Annotated in this window: 15 protein-coding genes; 8 read left to right on the forward strand and 7 right to left on the reverse strand. The window is 50.5% G+C overall.

The window, feature by feature from the left end:
• The first annotated feature begins 23 nt into the window (after nt 1-23).
• Nucleotides 24-1,334: a DUF1501 domain-containing protein gene (locus tag R3B84_02365; GenBank protein ID MEZ6139392.1), complete on the forward strand. Its 1,311-nt coding sequence runs from the start codon at nt 24-26 to the stop codon at nt 1,332-1,334.
• An 83-nt stretch (nt 1,335-1,417) separates the two neighbouring features.
• Here the strand turns inward: R3B84_02365 and R3B84_02370 are convergent, their stop codons facing one another.
• The 3 genes from R3B84_02370 to R3B84_02380 all read right to left on the reverse strand — a co-directional run bounded on the left by R3B84_02370 (nt 1,418) and on the right by R3B84_02380 (nt 3,426).
• Entirely contained in the window at nt 1,418-1,693 is a 276-nt protein-coding gene (locus R3B84_02370; GenBank protein MEZ6139393.1) for a hypothetical protein, read from the reverse strand.
• Entirely contained in the window at nt 1,672-2,154 is a 483-nt protein-coding gene (locus tag R3B84_02375) for a hypothetical protein (GenBank protein MEZ6139394.1), read from the reverse strand. Before R3B84_02375 ends, R3B84_02370 begins: the two co-directional genes overlap by 22 nt.
• 99 nt (nt 2,155-2,253) lie before the next feature.
• Nucleotides 2,254-3,426, reverse strand: a complete 1,173-nt coding sequence (locus R3B84_02380) for an aminotransferase class V-fold PLP-dependent enzyme (GenBank protein ID MEZ6139395.1) — start codon at nt 3,424-3,426, stop codon at nt 2,254-2,256.
• A 120-nt stretch (nt 3,427-3,546) separates the two neighbouring features.
• Here R3B84_02380 and R3B84_02385 point away from each other — a divergent pair, with 120 nt between their 5' ends.
• Nucleotides 3,547-3,684, forward strand: coding sequence for a hypothetical protein (locus R3B84_02385; protein ID MEZ6139396.1), 138 nt, complete (start codon nt 3,547-3,549; stop codon nt 3,682-3,684).
• Nucleotides 3,685-3,704: 20 nt separating this feature from the next.
• On the opposite strand, the gene R3B84_02390 is transcribed toward R3B84_02385, so the two are convergent.
• Nucleotides 3,705-4,277, reverse strand: coding sequence for a protoglobin family protein (locus tag R3B84_02390; GenBank protein ID MEZ6139397.1), 573 nt, complete (start codon nt 4,275-4,277; stop codon nt 3,705-3,707).
• A gap of 128 nt (nt 4,278-4,405) precedes the next feature.
• On the opposite strand from R3B84_02390, the gene R3B84_02395 reads away from it, so the two are divergent.
• Nucleotides 4,406-4,852, forward strand: coding sequence for an Rrf2 family transcriptional regulator (locus R3B84_02395; GenBank protein MEZ6139398.1), 447 nt, complete (start codon nt 4,406-4,408; stop codon nt 4,850-4,852).
• Between the two features lie 80 nt (nt 4,853-4,932).
• Here the strand turns inward: R3B84_02395 and R3B84_02400 are convergent, their stop codons facing one another.
• On the reverse strand, nt 4,933-9,393 hold the full coding sequence (locus tag R3B84_02400) for a VWA domain-containing protein (GenBank protein MEZ6139399.1): 4,461 nt from the start codon (nt 9,391-9,393) through the stop codon (nt 4,933-4,935).
• A 462-nt stretch (nt 9,394-9,855) separates the two neighbouring features.
• Here R3B84_02400 and R3B84_02405 point away from each other — a divergent pair, with 462 nt between their 5' ends.
• The gene (locus R3B84_02405; GenBank protein MEZ6139400.1) at nt 9,856-10,866 is read left to right on the forward strand and encodes a hypothetical protein; all 1,011 of its coding nucleotides are present in this window, start codon (nt 9,856-9,858) and stop codon (nt 10,864-10,866) included.
• A 202-nt stretch (nt 10,867-11,068) separates the two neighbouring features.
• Here the strand turns inward: R3B84_02405 and R3B84_02410 are convergent, their stop codons facing one another.
• Together R3B84_02410 and R3B84_02415 are read right to left on the reverse strand one after the other, a co-directional pair.
• Complete coding sequence (locus tag R3B84_02410; protein ID MEZ6139401.1) at nt 11,069-11,806, reverse strand: formylglycine-generating enzyme family protein; 738 nt, start codon at nt 11,804-11,806, stop codon at nt 11,069-11,071.
• A gap of 83 nt (nt 11,807-11,889) precedes the next feature.
• Nucleotides 11,890-13,278 carry a serine/threonine-protein kinase gene (locus tag R3B84_02415; protein ID MEZ6139402.1) on the reverse strand — a complete coding sequence of 463 codons (1,389 nt, stop codon included), beginning with the start codon at nt 13,276-13,278 and terminating at the stop codon, nt 11,890-11,892.
• 237 nt (nt 13,279-13,515) lie between these two features.
• Here R3B84_02415 and R3B84_02420 point away from each other — a divergent pair, with 237 nt between their 5' ends.
• The 4 genes from R3B84_02420 to R3B84_02435 are packed head-to-tail and all read left to right on the forward strand — an operon-like array spanning nt 13,516 to nt 16,509.
• Nucleotides 13,516-13,746 (forward strand): hypothetical protein, encoded by a 231-nt coding sequence (locus R3B84_02420; GenBank protein ID MEZ6139403.1) that lies wholly within the window; start codon nt 13,516-13,518, stop codon nt 13,744-13,746.
• 2 nt (nt 13,747-13,748) lie between these two features.
• Entirely contained in the window at nt 13,749-15,209 is a 1,461-nt protein-coding gene (locus tag R3B84_02425; GenBank protein ID MEZ6139404.1) for a cbb3-type cytochrome c oxidase subunit I, read from the forward strand.
• Nucleotides 15,206-15,835, forward strand: a complete 630-nt coding sequence (locus R3B84_02430) for a cbb3-type cytochrome c oxidase subunit II (protein MEZ6139405.1) — start codon at nt 15,206-15,208, stop codon at nt 15,833-15,835. Before R3B84_02425 ends, R3B84_02430 begins: the two co-directional genes overlap by 4 nt.
• Nucleotides 15,832-16,509 (forward strand): cytochrome c, encoded by a 678-nt coding sequence (locus R3B84_02435; GenBank protein ID MEZ6139406.1) that lies wholly within the window; start codon nt 15,832-15,834, stop codon nt 16,507-16,509. Before R3B84_02430 ends, R3B84_02435 begins: the two co-directional genes overlap by 4 nt.
• The last annotated feature ends 19 nt before the right edge of the window (nt 16,510-16,528 follow it).

Here is a 16,528-nt window from a genome sequence, read left to right on the forward strand (position 1 = left end):
ATTACCCTTACTAGGAGCGTTCGATGTTTCGCAAAACAGATTGTGAAGGTTTTCATCGGCGGGATTTTCTGCAGGTAGGCTCGATTGGCATGCTCGGCCTGAGTCTTCCTGCCGCCCTGCGTGCAGCACCTGCACGTCCGGGGAAATCTACCAAAGCCAAAAGTGTAATTCTTGTCTGGTTACCGGGTGGGCCTGCCACCATCGACATGTGGGATAACAAGCCGGAAGCTCCTGAAGGAATCCGGGGTGAGTTCAAGTCGATTTCCACCAAGGGCGACTTCCAGCTTGCAGAGCACCTGCCAAAAATGGCTGCGATTGGTGACAAATATTCTGTTGTACGGTCATTACACCACACGATTCCATCGCACGCACCTGCGACGGTCTTCATGACCACGGGTAATAAGCCGACAGCATCGATTCAGTATCCTTCTTATGGTTCGCTATGCTCCAAGTTGTTATCCACGCCGAAAGGTGTCCCACCTTACGTGGTGTTTTCCCAGCTTCGAAATGGGGCTGCTGGCTTAGGCGGCTACCTTGGTACCTCATACAACCCATTTACCGTTGAAGGTGGTAATGGGCGTGGTGGTGCCAAGTCAATGAGTGTCCGTGGTATCTCTTTGCCAAACGGCTTCACCATTGAAGATCTTGATAAACGGGATCAACTGCTCTCCGGACTGGACAAAAAGTTCCAGGAATTGGACAAAAATGCCGATGTCGCCAACGGCCTGGACTCTTTCCATCAACAGGCACTCGATATTCTGCGTTCGGATGAAACGAAAAAGGCGTTTGATCTGACGAAAGAATCGAAGAGCGTGATTGAATCTTACGGCAACACCCCACTGGCCACCAGCGCATTAGCCGCACGCCGTCTGGTGGAAGCTGGTGTGCGTTTTGTCACCCTCACAACGGGTGGCTGGGATACACACAGCAATAACTTCACCAATCTGAAAACGAAACTGCTGCCACCCTTGGATCAGACTCTATCGGCTTTGATTGCAGACCTCGATCAACGTGGGCTGCTGGATAGCACCATCGTAATGTGTGCGGGCGAATTCGGTCGTACTCCTAAGGTAAATGCCAAGTCAGGGCGAGACCACTGGGCACGTTCAATGGCCTGTGTTATCGCTGGCGGTGGCTTTAATCGTGGTTACGCTCACGGTACCACGGATGCCTCCGGTATGGCACCAGCAACTGAACCGGTGACACCCGATGACCTGGGAGCAACCATTTTCCATCAATTGGGTATCGACCCACATTCCGAATTGAATACTTCAACAGGTCGACCAATGCAATTATTCCGTGAAGGGACAATTGTAAACAAATTGATCAGCTAACAGCAATTCAGTTTTTCAGTCATTGGTGTCAGCAATTGTTTTCAGTCCAAAAGCAATAATCACATTAAAATTGCATCAACCCACTAAGAACGTGGGAAAAATGTGACCATGACGATCATTGTCAGAAGCATCAGTACTACCATCGCGCTACACGACAGGGCGGTGCCAAACCAATACGATGCCCGCGTACCACTGGGATAGTCTCTCTCTTTCAGATACGCTTGAATGAATTGCTCTAAGTTCGCACGTTGAGGTGCCAGACCCGCAGCCCAACGAATTGTTACCTGATGAAAAAAGCGAAAATCTTTGATTTCCGCCACTACCTGGGAAGGGATTTTCAGTGGATTCTCTGCTGGCATCCGTTGAATCGCCAGCAGATCCCCTGCCGCATCGTTGTATAGCCGTGCTGCTCGAACGCACGATCAATTGCGGCAAACACATCATTGAGTCGTGTGTTCAAAATAACGCTGTGATGTAATCGAGCCATAAAGCAGCCAATAATAAATGTGGCTAATAGAATCAGGTATCCCGCAGCCATAATGGACCAATTTCTCGCCTGTAGGCGGGGGAGATCCCGTAACTGGCTCATATCGCTGGATAAATACCACCGCGTGGTGGAATCGATGGTACTGATAAACAACGGGCCTGAAAGCAACAGAAAACCACTGAGTCCCAGCAGAAGGATCAGGGTTTCCTGTACCCCACTCATCAGTTTGGGGGCATTTCTGCTCCATAACCAGAGAAAAAACAGATATATCGTCAGTGGGACGACGGCAATCAGGGCCAACGTGCTCGCTAGCATCAGAAAAGAGTCGCTCAACGGATTACCTGCCCAAAAGAGGTGCGATTCAACAACGATATAGTGAGCATAGGCAAAATGGGTAGCGAATCATGTGGGAATCTTCACCAATTCTCATGATTACATACTGAATATCTGCTGCAATGCGTCTGCCAGCGTGTCAATTTCGGTTTCGGTGTTAAATGGGCCTGGACTGACACGGATGGTGCCATCCGGGAACGTATCCAGCCCCCGATGGATGTAAGGGGCACAATGTAAACCAGGCCGAATGGCAATCGCAAAATTATGGTCCAGAATCGCCCCAACATCTGTAGCGGGAATCATTTCCGATCGAAAGCTGATGGTGCCTACTCGCCTGCTCATGGTGCGATGACCAAATACTGCAAGTCCAGGTATTTCATCCAGTCGTTGCCATAATCGTTCGACCAATTCCACTTCATGTCGATGAATTTTTTCTAATGTTTCTGTTGTGACCCATTGAATGCCCGCAGCAAGTCCAACGACACCTAAAACATTAGGCGTGCCCGCTTCAAGGTAATACGGCAATTCCATGGGCTGGGTTTCGCTACTGGAATCACCCCCGGTGCCCCCCTGACGAACAGGTACAATCGATACCCGATCACCCACGTAGAGAAAACCGGTCCCGGTAGGACCCATTAATCCTTTATGGCCCGGGACAGCTAACAGATCAATATAGTCTGCCATGAGATCAACAGGCAGCACTCCGGCAGTCTGTGCGGCATCGACCAGAAACAGTAAGTCCTTTTCACGTAAGAACTTACCTACTTCGCGGATAGGCTGGACCGTACCCAGCACATTGGAAGCGTGGGTTAGAGCCACTAGGCGGGTTTTGGGGGTAATTGATTTTTCAATGTCTGCAGGGTCAATGGTTCCCGCTGCATCAGCCAGCACACGCGTCAGTGTGATTTTCCCAGCAAGTTCCATGGCACGCAGGGGTCGGCTGACGGAATTATGCTCCAGATTTGTGGTAATTACATGATCGCCGGGTTGAAGCACACCTGAAAATGCCAGATTCAGTGCATCGGTGCAGTTCAACGTGAAAATGAATCGATCCGGATTTTTGCCATGAAACAACTGGTTCAGTCGGTGCCTGCAGTCTTCCAGAGCATGTTCGGAGGCCAATGCCATCTGGTGCCCGGCACGGCCAGGGTTGGCCAGTTGTTTGCGGGCGAACTGATCCATTGCCACGTAAACTGATTCTGGCTTGGGGAAACTTGTTGCTGCGTTATCGAGGTAGATCATCCAATTGCCAAACAGATTGAAGTGATGCACGAAAACAGGCCTCGTTCAAAAACAGGTCCTTTCACGCACCGAAAAACTAGCTGTTTATTGTATATGTGCAGTAGAAAAAGCACTGGGAAAAAGGCCTATGCACGGAGAATCCTTACTAAGTTGATTCCAAAAATAGGAAAACATGAAATTTTACCTGATACACAAATCGAAGCGGGGTATCAGCCAATTGCCTTAGCTGAAATGTCGTTACCCATCCAACTCATGGAAAAATTATTTGATGTGTCAGTAATTGATTGATGAACTAGCTTGCGAGAGAGTTATTTCGCGTAATGCCGAACAATCAGGTCATTTTGTACCCAGAGCAACTTTTGAAAGGCTCGGATCGCACTGATTTCTGCATCTCGATCCAGCTTTAAATTGAAAATCGTGTTGGTGACTGCATCGGCAACAAAACCCATTAGTGCGTTCATCTGTACCAGTGGGACATTAATTTCCGGATTACCTGCCTGCGGGGTATGAATTTGCCCCACTTTATCGAGATAAAGAAACATTTTTGCATCGTACGGGCGTGTAACCAACGCTTCCAGATATTTGCTGAGGTGCTGCTTGCGGAACTTTACCATCTCATGATCGACAGTCAGTGATGCAAGATCGGTGGGCACTGCACCTTCATAACCAGATTGTTTTGGAACAAAGTGCCGTTTAGTGGCATTATACGTGAATAATTTCTCATAAACAGCATCCACCAAACCAGGTACCAGTGGTCCCAACAGGGGGGCTGCACCGTGGATGATCGCAATATCTGCATCACCGAAACCCATGAACTCTGCAAGATACTGAACTCGATACTCCAAATCGCTTTCAAGACGGTTTTCATCGATGGTTTTCATGAGATTGTCCTCATTAATAGGAGAGAATACCACTACAAATCTTAATTGGATAAACTTGTCCAATTTTGCATCATCTTATCTTCGTATAAAATGGATATCAAGATCCAATTTAAAATTTTTGGTGAAATATGTTATCCCAAACGGTGGAATATTCTTTGCGTGCAGCGGTATTTCTTGCCAGTCAGGCACCGCACGCCAGAACGACGAAACAAATTGCTGCCGCAACGAAAGTTCCCCCCGCTTATTTGTCGAAGGTGCTGCAAGCATTGAATCGTGCGGGAATGCTTACCTCCCAACGTGGCATCAGTGGGGGGATTTCTCTGACAAGAACTCCCCAGGAAATTACTATTCTGGAAATAGTGAATGCGGTTGATCCAATCCAGCGGATCAAATCATGTCCGTTAGAATTGTCAGCCCATGGTATTCGCTTATGCCCGCTGCACAAACGACTGGATGCCTCTTTGGAAATGGTTGAAAAAGCATTTCAGCAGACCACGTTAGCGGAAATCCTGGCCGAGCCCACCGACAGTGTGCCGCTGTGTGATTTTCCGATTCTTCCTGACCACGGAAAGTAAAAATGAAAAAACGCCTGCAGGATGAATCCTTGCAGACCTTTCACTGTCAATTCTGAATCATTCGCGTGGGTGACTGACGATTACTTGCCAGACCCTGGGATTACTTCCAGATTCATCTTCATGTTCTTGGTCACCGAATCGAATACTGGCTGTACAGTCAGTTGAACGTTTCCATCAGCCCGGATCGTGTTCTTACCCCAGAACTCCATCCCGTAGTACTTCTGGTGACCCACGGGTGAATAGAAGGTAAAGTCGGTTACAGGTGAACCGGTCTTTTGTGTAGAACCCATCGAGCCCATCGATGTACCAACACCACCATCAAGAGTAACGGAACTGTTCCCTCGCAGCAGTGCGTTCAGTTTCTTCACTGCTTGTTCCTGACGCTCTGGCTTCCAATCGTAACGAGCCATTTCCGAAGGGGTTGGAATCTTGGCTGTTTCATGACGACTGCCTTTGGGTAGTTGCACATGCAATTCCGTGCTGCGATCTTTTTGTAGTGTCAGCGTATGGAACTCAACTCGTTCTTCAGGTGTTCCCTGATTGCGAACCACTTTCACACGCACCTTGTTACCTAAAGTAGCACCCCAGACACGATCGACTTTCACAGTGTAAGTACCACCAAAAGCACTGGAAGCGGAATAGGTTTCCGTGCGTTCTTCATCGGCCTGTTCAAAGTGGTCACAACTCAACACACCACCACCTGGCGTCATCATCTGTGTGGAAGAGCAGGTGCTGCCGATTGGTTCGGTTACCTGCAGGTCCAGATCAGCCTTGCCAGACCAGGCAATTTCAATGACCAGGTCGCGTACTTTATCCTGTTTCTTGATCAATTTTTGCACTTTCTCTGCTTCCGCACCACGGTTCTGTTCTTTCAGACGTGCAGCTGCTTTTTCTACAAACAGTTTCGCACGCTGATGCAGTTCATTGGTATCAGCAAGCCATTCTCGCCCCAGCAGGTTTCCGGCGGCAAAATCAACCACATCGGAGTTGAGTTCTGCCTTAGGATCACCCGCATAGACCAGCGAATTCACATAGGGGTCTGGCACGTTTGGTTCCAGTGTTGCAGCAATTTTGCATAACTGGATAGCACGGTCAGGGTTGCCCAGGTCGTGCATCACTTTGGCCACACTCAGGTAAGAATCTGCCCGGGTGGGGTTCAAATCCACTGCCGAAAGGCGAGCACGTTCAATTTCTTCAGGTGCACCCTGGTTCAATTCCAGTGCCAGAGCCAGTGCTTCCTGGAATGGTGCTTCCGCACTCACCCCTTGACGCATGCTGTTCTTCAGCACTTCCACCACGTGACCGAACTGTTTGTTATCCATCAGGATTTCTGCACAGGCAATCACTTCTTTCGGCTTCATCTGGTTCTTATCGAACAGTTGCTGCCATGCCAATTCCGGATCCACTGGTTTGCCGTTCGCAGCGGGGTTGTTCTTTGCAAACTGGCGACCATCGTTTGGTTTCCCAAGGTTAATCACCGCTTCCCCAGTTCCCAGGTCGCTCTTTTCGAACTTCCGGTTACGGGAACGGCCCAGGATCACCATCGCGCGGGCGTTCACCAGGAAGTTAATCCGGTTCGCCTTGGTGGCATCCATTGGTGTCAACATCGGGTCGCCACCCAGCATACCTGCACCAGCGTTGGGATTATTGGGGTCGAATGTCTGGGCACCCAGGTTCAAGTTTGGTGCATCCCAGTAGCCAGGGTCAATAATCGAAGTCATCAGGTTCAACAATTCGACCAGTGGGTTCTGTGCCGAAACACCCCCACCGAAACCGAAACCACCCTGGAACTGCAGGAAGCCCTGGAAGTTCCCGAGGTTCTGAGCGATCTGTCCTGCGACAGCACCACCGCCACCACCACCGTTGTTACCACCGTTAAAGGCACCGTTGAACTGCACCTGACCACCGTTACCGGCGTTGGTTACCCCACCCAGCAACTGGATCTGTTGTGCGACCTGTTGCGAGTTAAAGGCGTTGGGTACAGGAACAATCAGGTCTTCAATCGGATAGACACGGTAAACCATGTACTTCTGGGCGGCTGCAGCTTGTACAGGAACAATCTGAATCGAGTCAGGTGTTACCCAGTAGCTGGCTTGAACCGATTCACAAATTAATTTCAACACTGAAGAAGCTGTCAGTGGGCCTAAGACGCGGTCGTTCACATCGCGTAAAGCGCTGATACGGACAGGTTTTTCACCCACATCTTCCTGAAGCATTGCTTCTTTGACGAAGAGGTCCTGGCGAATCACGATCCGAACTTCACGTTCATCACCTTCATTCAGGCCAAGTTTGGCATTCATCACTCGCTGCAGGGTGGACAAAGTTTGTTTTAACGGTGCTTCAGCCTGCAGTGGGAAGGTAACCGATTGTAACAGCGATTTCTGATTCCGTTTGTACTGATCCCGTTGACGTGGAGTCAGATCGGCATCAAAGTCTGCTACTGGTTTCGATTTCCGGATGGCGGTCAGGTCACGCCACACTTTTGCAGGTGGGAAGTGCACTGGGGGCTCATCAGGGAATGGCATGTGGGCCTTTTCTACTTCCAGCATCTGCAGCAGGAATCGGTCTTCACGCAACCGCACCAGTTCGCGTTGATCGCGATAGTTGGTGGCTGATTGACCAATTCGGTAAGTGGCAAATGTTTCTACAGGAATCGGGCGGTTTTCCACCACAAACTCATTTTCCATCTGCAGAGCTTCACGATAAGCATCTTCAAACCGAGCCTGGCTCATCAGTGTGCCAAAGCTGGCAATCCGTTCGCGAATCTTTTCTTCGCGAGCTTCTTCCTGATCTGCTGCAATAATTGCCTGACGTGCACGTGCGATCCGCTCGTTTTCTTCTGCACGCTGGCGAATCATTTCATCGCCCTTGATACCGACTTCGCTGAGCAGATTCTGTACGCGTGACAATAATTTCTGGCGTGTATTATCCCCCAGGTCAGAAGTCACCCGCAGAGTGTCGCGTTGAGCCATCAACAGGTCTTTAGCACCTTTGGGATCACCCGCTTTCAACAGATCGCGTGCACGGTTCACCGATTCTTCCACTGCGGCTGCGGTTTGCTGTTCGCGGATTTTCTGTTTGGCAAGTTCCTGTTTCAGCAATGCTTCTGCATCGGTATTGGAAGGGTCGTTGCCAGCAGGCGGATCTTTCGGTTCTGGTTGCTGGGTCAACTGATTGAAGTTCAGTTTGATACCACTGTTGGTGGCAGCGTCCTGAAGCAGTTTTTCGTAGGTCAGTTCCCCACGGTCCAGCTTGCCAATGATATTCATGCCTGCTTCTGCACGCACATTTTCCGGATCAATTTTCAGTGCGGCTTCAAAGAGCATTTTTGCTTTATCGGCACGTTTGGAACCTAAAGCCCATTCTGCTTGTTCCAGGAACTCTTCACGAGCAATCCGGGTATTTTCGTAAGCAAGGGCCAGGGTGCGGTCTGCACGCAGGACGGCGGGTGCTTCCCCACGACCAGACTCTCCCCACTGTTTCACCATGGAAACGAGGAAGTAGTTTTCCATGCCGGTCTTCGGCAGAGCCAGTTCCACAGCAGTCTTCACAGGTTGGCCGTGGATGGTGCCTTGAATACCCAGATCGATTTTGGCAGGAACCTGATCTTTCGCAAAACGCCCCACAACCAGCGTGGGCACATCGGCACGCAGAGGTGGCAATTGAGTGGGGTACATTTCTGCTGCATTGCCACTGAGTGTGGATTTCACCGATTCGATGACAGGTACTTTTGTTGCTTTATCCAGACGTTCTGCCACACCCTTGACCATGGCGAAAGGATCGCGGGTGGTTTCGTCCTGTGGACGCACCAACAGACCACCGGTGGCGGTGACCAGAGAGTGCAGGTTGTGGCCATTCACGGTGGGGCCAAGTGGCACCGCGTAGAATGCAACTTTTTCCGATTGGAATTTCTTAATAATTGGTAAACGAACTGTCTCATTCATGGGATTAAGAGCACTTTCGCCATCACCCAGGTAAACGAGTACCTGTTGGCGGGTCGATTTCAGCTCAAAATCTTTGGCAGCACGAGTCAGCACTTCCGGCAGGTCCACGGCACCACTGGCGTATTCCTTATCAATACTGCCCAGTGCGGTGAGTGCCTTTTCCGGTGCAATCAGGCCTTCTTCTCGGCTCAGATTGCGGGTGGCTTTAGGTGTGCTGACAAACCATACCGAAGCACGATCGCCCGGTTTGGCCTGGGTCAGCAGATGTTTCGCGATTTTTTTGGAAGCTTCGAACGGCCCACCTGCCTGGCTGGCAGAGGCGTCGATCAGAATCACCATGTCGCGGGGAATTGCTTCCACCGGTGGTAACTGGGGTCGCAACTGTAGTGCGAAATAAGTTTCCCCATTGCGACTTTGGTAGGTCAGCACTGGCTCGGAGGCAAACCGACTTCGCAAGTCAGTCAGTGCATCACGGGCTTCTGCCGGTGGCTCCCCAGGTTGGGAGCGGTCGTTGCCGCCCCACAGAATTGCGCTCGTGGTAATGCCTGCGAGCAAGAGCATCGCAGTTAACCACTTCAATCGTTGCACCAATTTCATTCCCATTCACTCCCAATCGTTGGTAGACGATCGTTGCCCCAACTTTCTGAATGATTTGACCAATCGCCGAGGTCAAATAATATTCTAACAATTTTCTAACTGTTCAGGCACCAATAACACGTGAATGTGGTCCACAAATCATTTCTCCATAAAAATGAGAATTCATTCATTGATGCTTCTCAATTTTACGGCAGTGCGACCAAATGCACGCTTCAGGTGGGGGATTTTCTCCCACCACACTCCAACAATCTTAACAACTGAACCTTAATAATGTTGGCGCAAGTTGCTTCGAAAAAAAAAGGTTTGATTATTCAACCGTTAAATTCGGATTAGTTGGTCTGCTGGCACAAAAAGATTTGACTTGCACAAACCGCACATTACCTTTCAAAGGGATAACCTGCACTTACCTACCGTCCAGTGAAGTAATGTTACTGTGCGCGTGTTCCCTATGAGAGAAAATTAATGACCAACGAACAAACTAACTCGAGCACCCGAATGACCAACGCAGAGCTGAGAAAACGCTTGTTGGTATCCCCGAAGGCTGCTCCAGTCGTTTTTCCAGAGGAAACTGCGGACAGTGAACCAGTTGCACGCGGTGGGACCATGTCGAGTGGCCTGTTTATGCGACCGACTTCACAAGTAGACCTTGATCTGATGGGGGAGGTAGAATCTCCACCTGTCCGTGCGGAAGGACCTTCTCGGGTACAATTGCCCAGCACCAAAACTCGGCCCAATAACGTCCTGACCCCAAAATCAGACCCACTGGCATCAGCGGCAGCAGATCCGGATTGTGCATTATTTGGTAACGACATGGATGCGGAAATTATGCAATTGCGGGAAGCAAATGCAGAACTGGAAGGCATTCTGGAAGAAATGCGGAATGTGCTGCATGAAGCCGAAACTCAGGAGCATACTTACCAGCAACAGTTGCAGATCAAAGAAGCCGAGATTGCCGAATTAAAAGAAATTGCTGCTCAGTTGCAATATCAGTTGGATAACAAGCCCAAATCCCGTCTGGAACTGGAACAGATGGCAGATGAAATCGAAAAAGACTCTGCCGCAGTAGAACGGGAACGTCGCATGCTTGCGGAAGAACGGGAGCAATTGCGGCAGGATGAAGAGGCACTGGAAAAACAGATGCGGGACATGGAAGTACAGATGGCCCGTGAACGAGCGATGATTGCCCGCCAGGAAACGGAACTGAAGCGGCTAAGCACCGAAATTCAGCGGGAACTGGAGGCGATTCAGCACGGGGATGGCAATCTGCGAGACCGTCTGGCCGTTTTTCAGCGTCGTCATTCCGATGTGATGTCTGGCCAGCCTGGCACGCACTCACAACCACCCCACGTGGGCGGTTCTGGTCATTCGCAGGTGGCCCCACCGATGGCAGAAGATGTGCCTGAAGAACAACCCAAAACCAAACGACCCGATTCTACCGGTCTTCTACGCAAGATTTTCCGTGGCAATCAGTAATTGATGAGTGAAAATTAATTTTTGGCAATCATTCCAAATCAATTGGTTTTCATCTTTTAAGAGCCGACGGCGTCAGCCGCCGTTATAACCCGAAACCAATCAATGCAAATTGGAAACAAATTTCAGATCAGGAGCTGTTCGAGATAAAAACATTCAGAATGGTGACAACAACTTTTCAAACGTGGCTAACGCCGTCGGCTCACTATTCTTCAGTTGGAACTGCAAGAAGGCGAAGCCCGAGGAAGTTGCCAGACTTGACCGGCGAGAGCGCGTTGACGACGGTTGCCGTGCAGTAGCCTGCGTCGCAATAGTAACCGCCACCCCGGTTCACACGCTCCGTACCCGATACCGTTTCCGTCCATTCCCAAGTATTACCTACGATATCATATATTCCCATTGGATTGGGCAAATAACTCCCCACTTCAGTGGTTTTTTTCAATCCACTGCCACCAAAATTGGCAAGAGCGGAAGTTAAGTCATTCGTGGGATTGGGCTTCAGGTCCGTTTTCGACTTTGCAAAGTAGTAATGAAACTTGCTTTGGTCTTGGGTAATCGGGCCGCCGCGGGCAATGTATTCCCATTCTTCACTGGTGGGTAGCCGATAGGTGTAGCCATCGGCCTTGCACTTCGCATTCAGCTTTGGCAGAAACTCTTTTGTAATTGTATCCCAACTGACCTCCTCCACAGGAAGCCGTTTGCTGTCCTTAAAGTGGCTGGGATTGTTACCCATCACTGCTTCCCATTCACCTTGAGTTACCAGATACGTGCCGCACCAGAAGCCTTCAGCTTGTACGTAATGCTTCTCTCCTACTGTTCCACCGCCTCCTCCCAGCCATGATTCACCCGGTGGCACCCAGACGAACTCCATGCCGATCTGATTGCGAAACTTTTTCCCTTCCGCATACAATTGCACGTAATCGCAAAAGGCTTTGGATGGCAACAGTATCGGGTGGACAATCGCATCCAGTTTGGCCTTAGCTTCTTTCCACTGTCGATTATCAGCCAGTTTTTTGGCTTCATCGGCTAGTTTTTTGCTTCTGCCTGCCGTTGATTCACCTCGGCACGGAATTGGTCATCCAGTTCAGTTTTGGAAAATACTTTCGGCGGCGTGATTAATTGCCGTGGCAAGGCACGGAGGGCTTCGACCATTTCCCCCGCATGCTGATAGCGGTCCTGCACATCGCTGGCAATACTGTGGGCCAAAAGCGAAATCAGCTCCGAACAAATATGTTTGCGTTCCAGCACATGATACCAGTCTTTGTTCAGCGGGCGGTAAGTATCGCCCAGGATCAACTGGTAAGCCATCACACCCAATGCATGGACATCATCTGCCGGGTGGGGCTTATCTCCACGTAATTGCTGCTCAGATGCATACATCGCCGTGCCCGCACGCACATACCCGGTGCTGGTGGTGGTCATCGAATGCTGGCTCATGGTATTCATTGATTGCAGCTTGAAACGCGATTGGGTATGGCTGATCCCCATATCGGTAATCTTCAAGGTATTGAAGCGGTTGTACAGTACATTCTGCGGTTTCATATCGCGATGAATTAACGCCCGTGGCTGTCCAGCAAACGACAGTTTGTTATGGCAATAATCGAGCGTATCACCTAAGGTTGTCAGTGCTTCAATTGCCTTCCAGCAACGTTCTTCCAGCGTTTCAGGCCAGGTAGTGACCAGACTTCCCAGTTCGCCACCATCAACATATTCGTACTGCAACCACGGCGATTCTGTTTCAAAGTTCACTTCATAGAGTTTGACAATATGGGGATGATCGGCCAGTTCGTTCTGAACCAGCTCGATATTGCTCATTTCCAGCTCGAGAAAAGGCAGCAAGGATGGATTCAGGCAGAACTTGAAGGCGCGGCACGTGTTGGTCATCCGTTTGCCACGTGCCAGCCACACTTCTCCCATCCCACCTTTACCTAACTGCTTTTCCAGGATCCAGTTAGGGGCTCCTTCCGGGCTGTCGCCGGGCTTGAACATCGTTGCATACACCGGCAGCGTGGTCAGAATCTCGTCTTCCGCATTCAGACACCAGTTCAATGGACGAGTGGCACCAGTAGGGTCTTCCGCACGGGCAAACTGCGTGCGGACAGTTTTTTGCATCTCCTGGACCATTGAAATGACCTGTGTACGGACTTCTTCGGGCTCATCCCGCAATTCCAGTTGCAGTACTTCTTCCACTTTTTGCTGAAATTGCTGTTCCGGCATTGCGGCAATCTCTACCATCCCCTGTTCCGCAGCCTGCAAGGGTGGCACATCGGGGGCTTTTTGTTTGAAACGGCCCCAGAATGCCTTCAGGATATCCTGTGAATGTTTGGCAAGTTTCACCACATCGTTGACGTTACGGGCAATGGGGCCCACGACGGCCAGGGCAGCACCTGCTGCAGCAATCAGCTCTGCAATCATGCGTACGATCCATTAAAATGAAGATTCTTTTACGATATTCGTGCTATGCTTTAAAATATTTTGCGAAAAATGAAAAAAGACACAAAAATGAAGTTTTCTTCATTTTATTTCTGAAAATTGCTACCACATTTTCTTAAAATTGACCACTCAGGGCATTTTTGCGACGATTATCGACCTTCGCCGATCCATAGTGTATAACGACTATCCTGCTTTTTAATATCTAGTTGCGGGCGGTATATGGACTGGACCAGTATTGGCATCGTCGATGGAATGCTCCTGTTCACATTCACCAGTGTGGGCCTGGCAGCTGTTGTGGTGGCCTGGGCTGTCCAGAATGGTGAATTCCGCAACAGCCAGCGAACTGCAGAATCATTATTTGATTCGGAAGAACCAATTGGCACACCCACTGACCGATTGTGGTTTCCTGCCGAAAAGAACAGTGGAAACACTACCGAAGGAGACCAGTAGGCGTGTCCGTAGATTCCCTGCAACCAGCGGTGCACCAGGCGACGATCGATGATCGTCAGCAGTGGGATAAATCGTGCCGCACTCCCGTGTTGTTTCTGTTTTTGAGCTCCTTGTTCTGGCTGATTGTGGGTTCCACATTAGCCTTACTGGCATCGCTGAAAATGCACATGCCGGAGTTTCTGACCGATTGGAGTTTTCTCACATTTGGCCGGGTTCGCCCCGCCCACCTGAATACGGTTGCGTATGGCTGGGCTACAATGTCTGGTGTGGGAGTGGCTTTCTGGATGATGTGCCGATTATCCCACCGCCCACTGGTAGCACCCTTTCTGGCGAATCTGGGCACACTGATCTGGAATGTGGGCGTTGCGGTAGGCACGGTGGGCATCCTGATCGGGAATAGTACCAGTATTGAGTGGCTGGAATTTCCGAAATCTGCCCCACCGATTCTGGCGTGCGGTCTTTTAATGATGTCGCTGGTGATGTTACTGACCTTCTTTGGTCGGCGCGAACGTCACGTCTATGTGACCCAGTGGTACATTATTGGTGCGGTCGTCTGGATGCCCGCACTCTACGTAATCGCCACCATTCTGTGTGTCTATCTGCCGGCAAAGGGCGTCATTCAATCGACGGTCAACTGGTGGTATGCCCACAACGTACTTGGTTTATGGATGACACCCATTGGCATTGGCGCCGCCTACTATCTGATTCCCAAAGTAATTGGCAGGCCAGTTCACAGTTACCGCCTCAGTCTGATCGGTTTTTGGACCCTGGCCCTGTTCTATTCATGGGCCGGGATGCACCATTTGATCGGCGGGCCAATCCCTGCCTGGCTGATTACTGCCTCCACAGTGGCATCGATCATGATGTTCATTCCGGTAATCGCCGTCGCGATCAACCACCACCTGACAATGCGTGGGCATTTCAAGGAACTGCGTTATAGTCCCACCCTGCGGTTCGTGGTATTTGGGGCAATGGCTTATACTGCGGTCAGTTTTCAGGGCTCGATCGAAGCATTAAGAAGTTTTAATGTGCTGGTGCACTTCACGCACTATACGGTGGCACACGCCCACCTTGGGCTGTACGGTTTTTTTACGATGACCATGTTTGGTGCGGGTTATTACATTATCCCACGGTTAACGGGCAGACAGTGGCAAATGACCTGGTTGATCAAGGCCCACTTCTGGCTGACTGCGGGTGGGATTACACTGTATTTTGTTGCTCTGACGATTGGTGGACTCTACCAGGGAAATGCACTGCTGAATCCCAGCATCAAGTTTATTCGAGTGGTCATCGATACGTTACCTTACCTGGAACTTCGGAGTTACGCGGGTATCGCCATGACTTTGGGCCACCTGATTTTTGCCCTGTTAGTCTGTATGAATGTGGTGGGGTTTGGTCGTCCGTTGCCCCCACCGCAAAACAGCACAACTTCTCCTGATTCAAAGGAGTTTGGCACCCCATGATGAACCGATTTTTGTGGATCCTTTTTGGTGCAACGGTCACTTTTACCTCCGCAGTCAGTGGTCTGGTGCTGGCACCCCACATCCAATTGGGGAAAATGGAAGCGGGGCCAATTTTGCCCGGCGATGAGGGGGAATATCCGAAAAAGCGCACCGAACTGGAAGAACTCGGAAAACAGGTTTACCAGAAAAATGGCTGCATTTACTGCCACAGTCAGCAGGTGCGGTCAATCCATTTTGGCAATAACGCGGACATCGCCCGTGGCTGGGGTGTTCGACGCAGCGTAGCTCGTGATTACCTGCACGATCGCCCGATTTTACTGGGAACAATGCGAACCGGACCGGATCTGGCGAATGTTGGCCCTCGCTGGAGTCCCGATTGGCACCACAAGCACTTATATAACCCACGCATGATGGTTCCTGGGTCCATAATGCCACCGTTCCAGTTTCTGTACAAGATTCAGGAACGAGGTGCATCGCCAGATCCGAAAGCACTGGCGCTTTACCCACCCTGGCGCGATGGCTTGAAGGATAACCAGGAAGTGATCCCAACCGAGGAAGCGGAAGCATTGGTGGCTTATTTGATGTCGCTTGACCAGACGGCTGACTTACCGGAGGCCCGCGAATGAGCAATTCCAAGCAGCCCGACCAACGAGATCAAGACCTGCAACAATTGATGGCACCGCTTTATCGGGAAGAAGCGGAGCCCACCGATGGATTTGAGCCCGTTCCCACCTGGGCGCTGGTGCTATTCGGTTTGCTCCTGTTCTGGGGTGGCTGGTACGTGGCTACAAACAGCGGGAGCTATCGAGGCGATATTCTGGATCGAGGCGATCGTCAGATTGCCACGGAACATTATCCTCGAAATCAGGAAGAACTGGCACAACTAGGTGGGAAACTGTACCGCACCCACTGTCAGGTGTGCCACAAAGACAATGGCTTGGGTCTGGCTGGGTTTCACCCACCGTTAGATCAGGCAGAGTGGGTTGTGGGTGAGAACGGCACCGATGCTCGATTGATTCGGATTCTTCTACACGGTGCCCACCAGGAAATGAAGGTGAAAGATGTAGCCTACAAGGGTGTCATGCCCGCGTATGGTGCCACATTAAAAGATGATGAGATTGCAGCCATTCTGACCTACATTCGCACCGCGTGGGGCAATCGGGGCAATCCCATCTGGCCTGCAGACGTACTCGCAACGCGTCGTGCCCAAATCGGACGTGCATATGATGGTACCTCACCCTACACGGCTGCGGAACTGATGACAATTGCACAACCGTCTGATCGTTCTTCTTCCAAGTGACCCCCACCTGCGATTATTG

The sequence above is a fragment of the Zavarzinella sp. genome, assembly GCA_041399155.1.
Classification (GTDB): Bacteria; Planctomycetota; Planctomycetia; order Gemmatales; family Gemmataceae; genus JAWKTI01.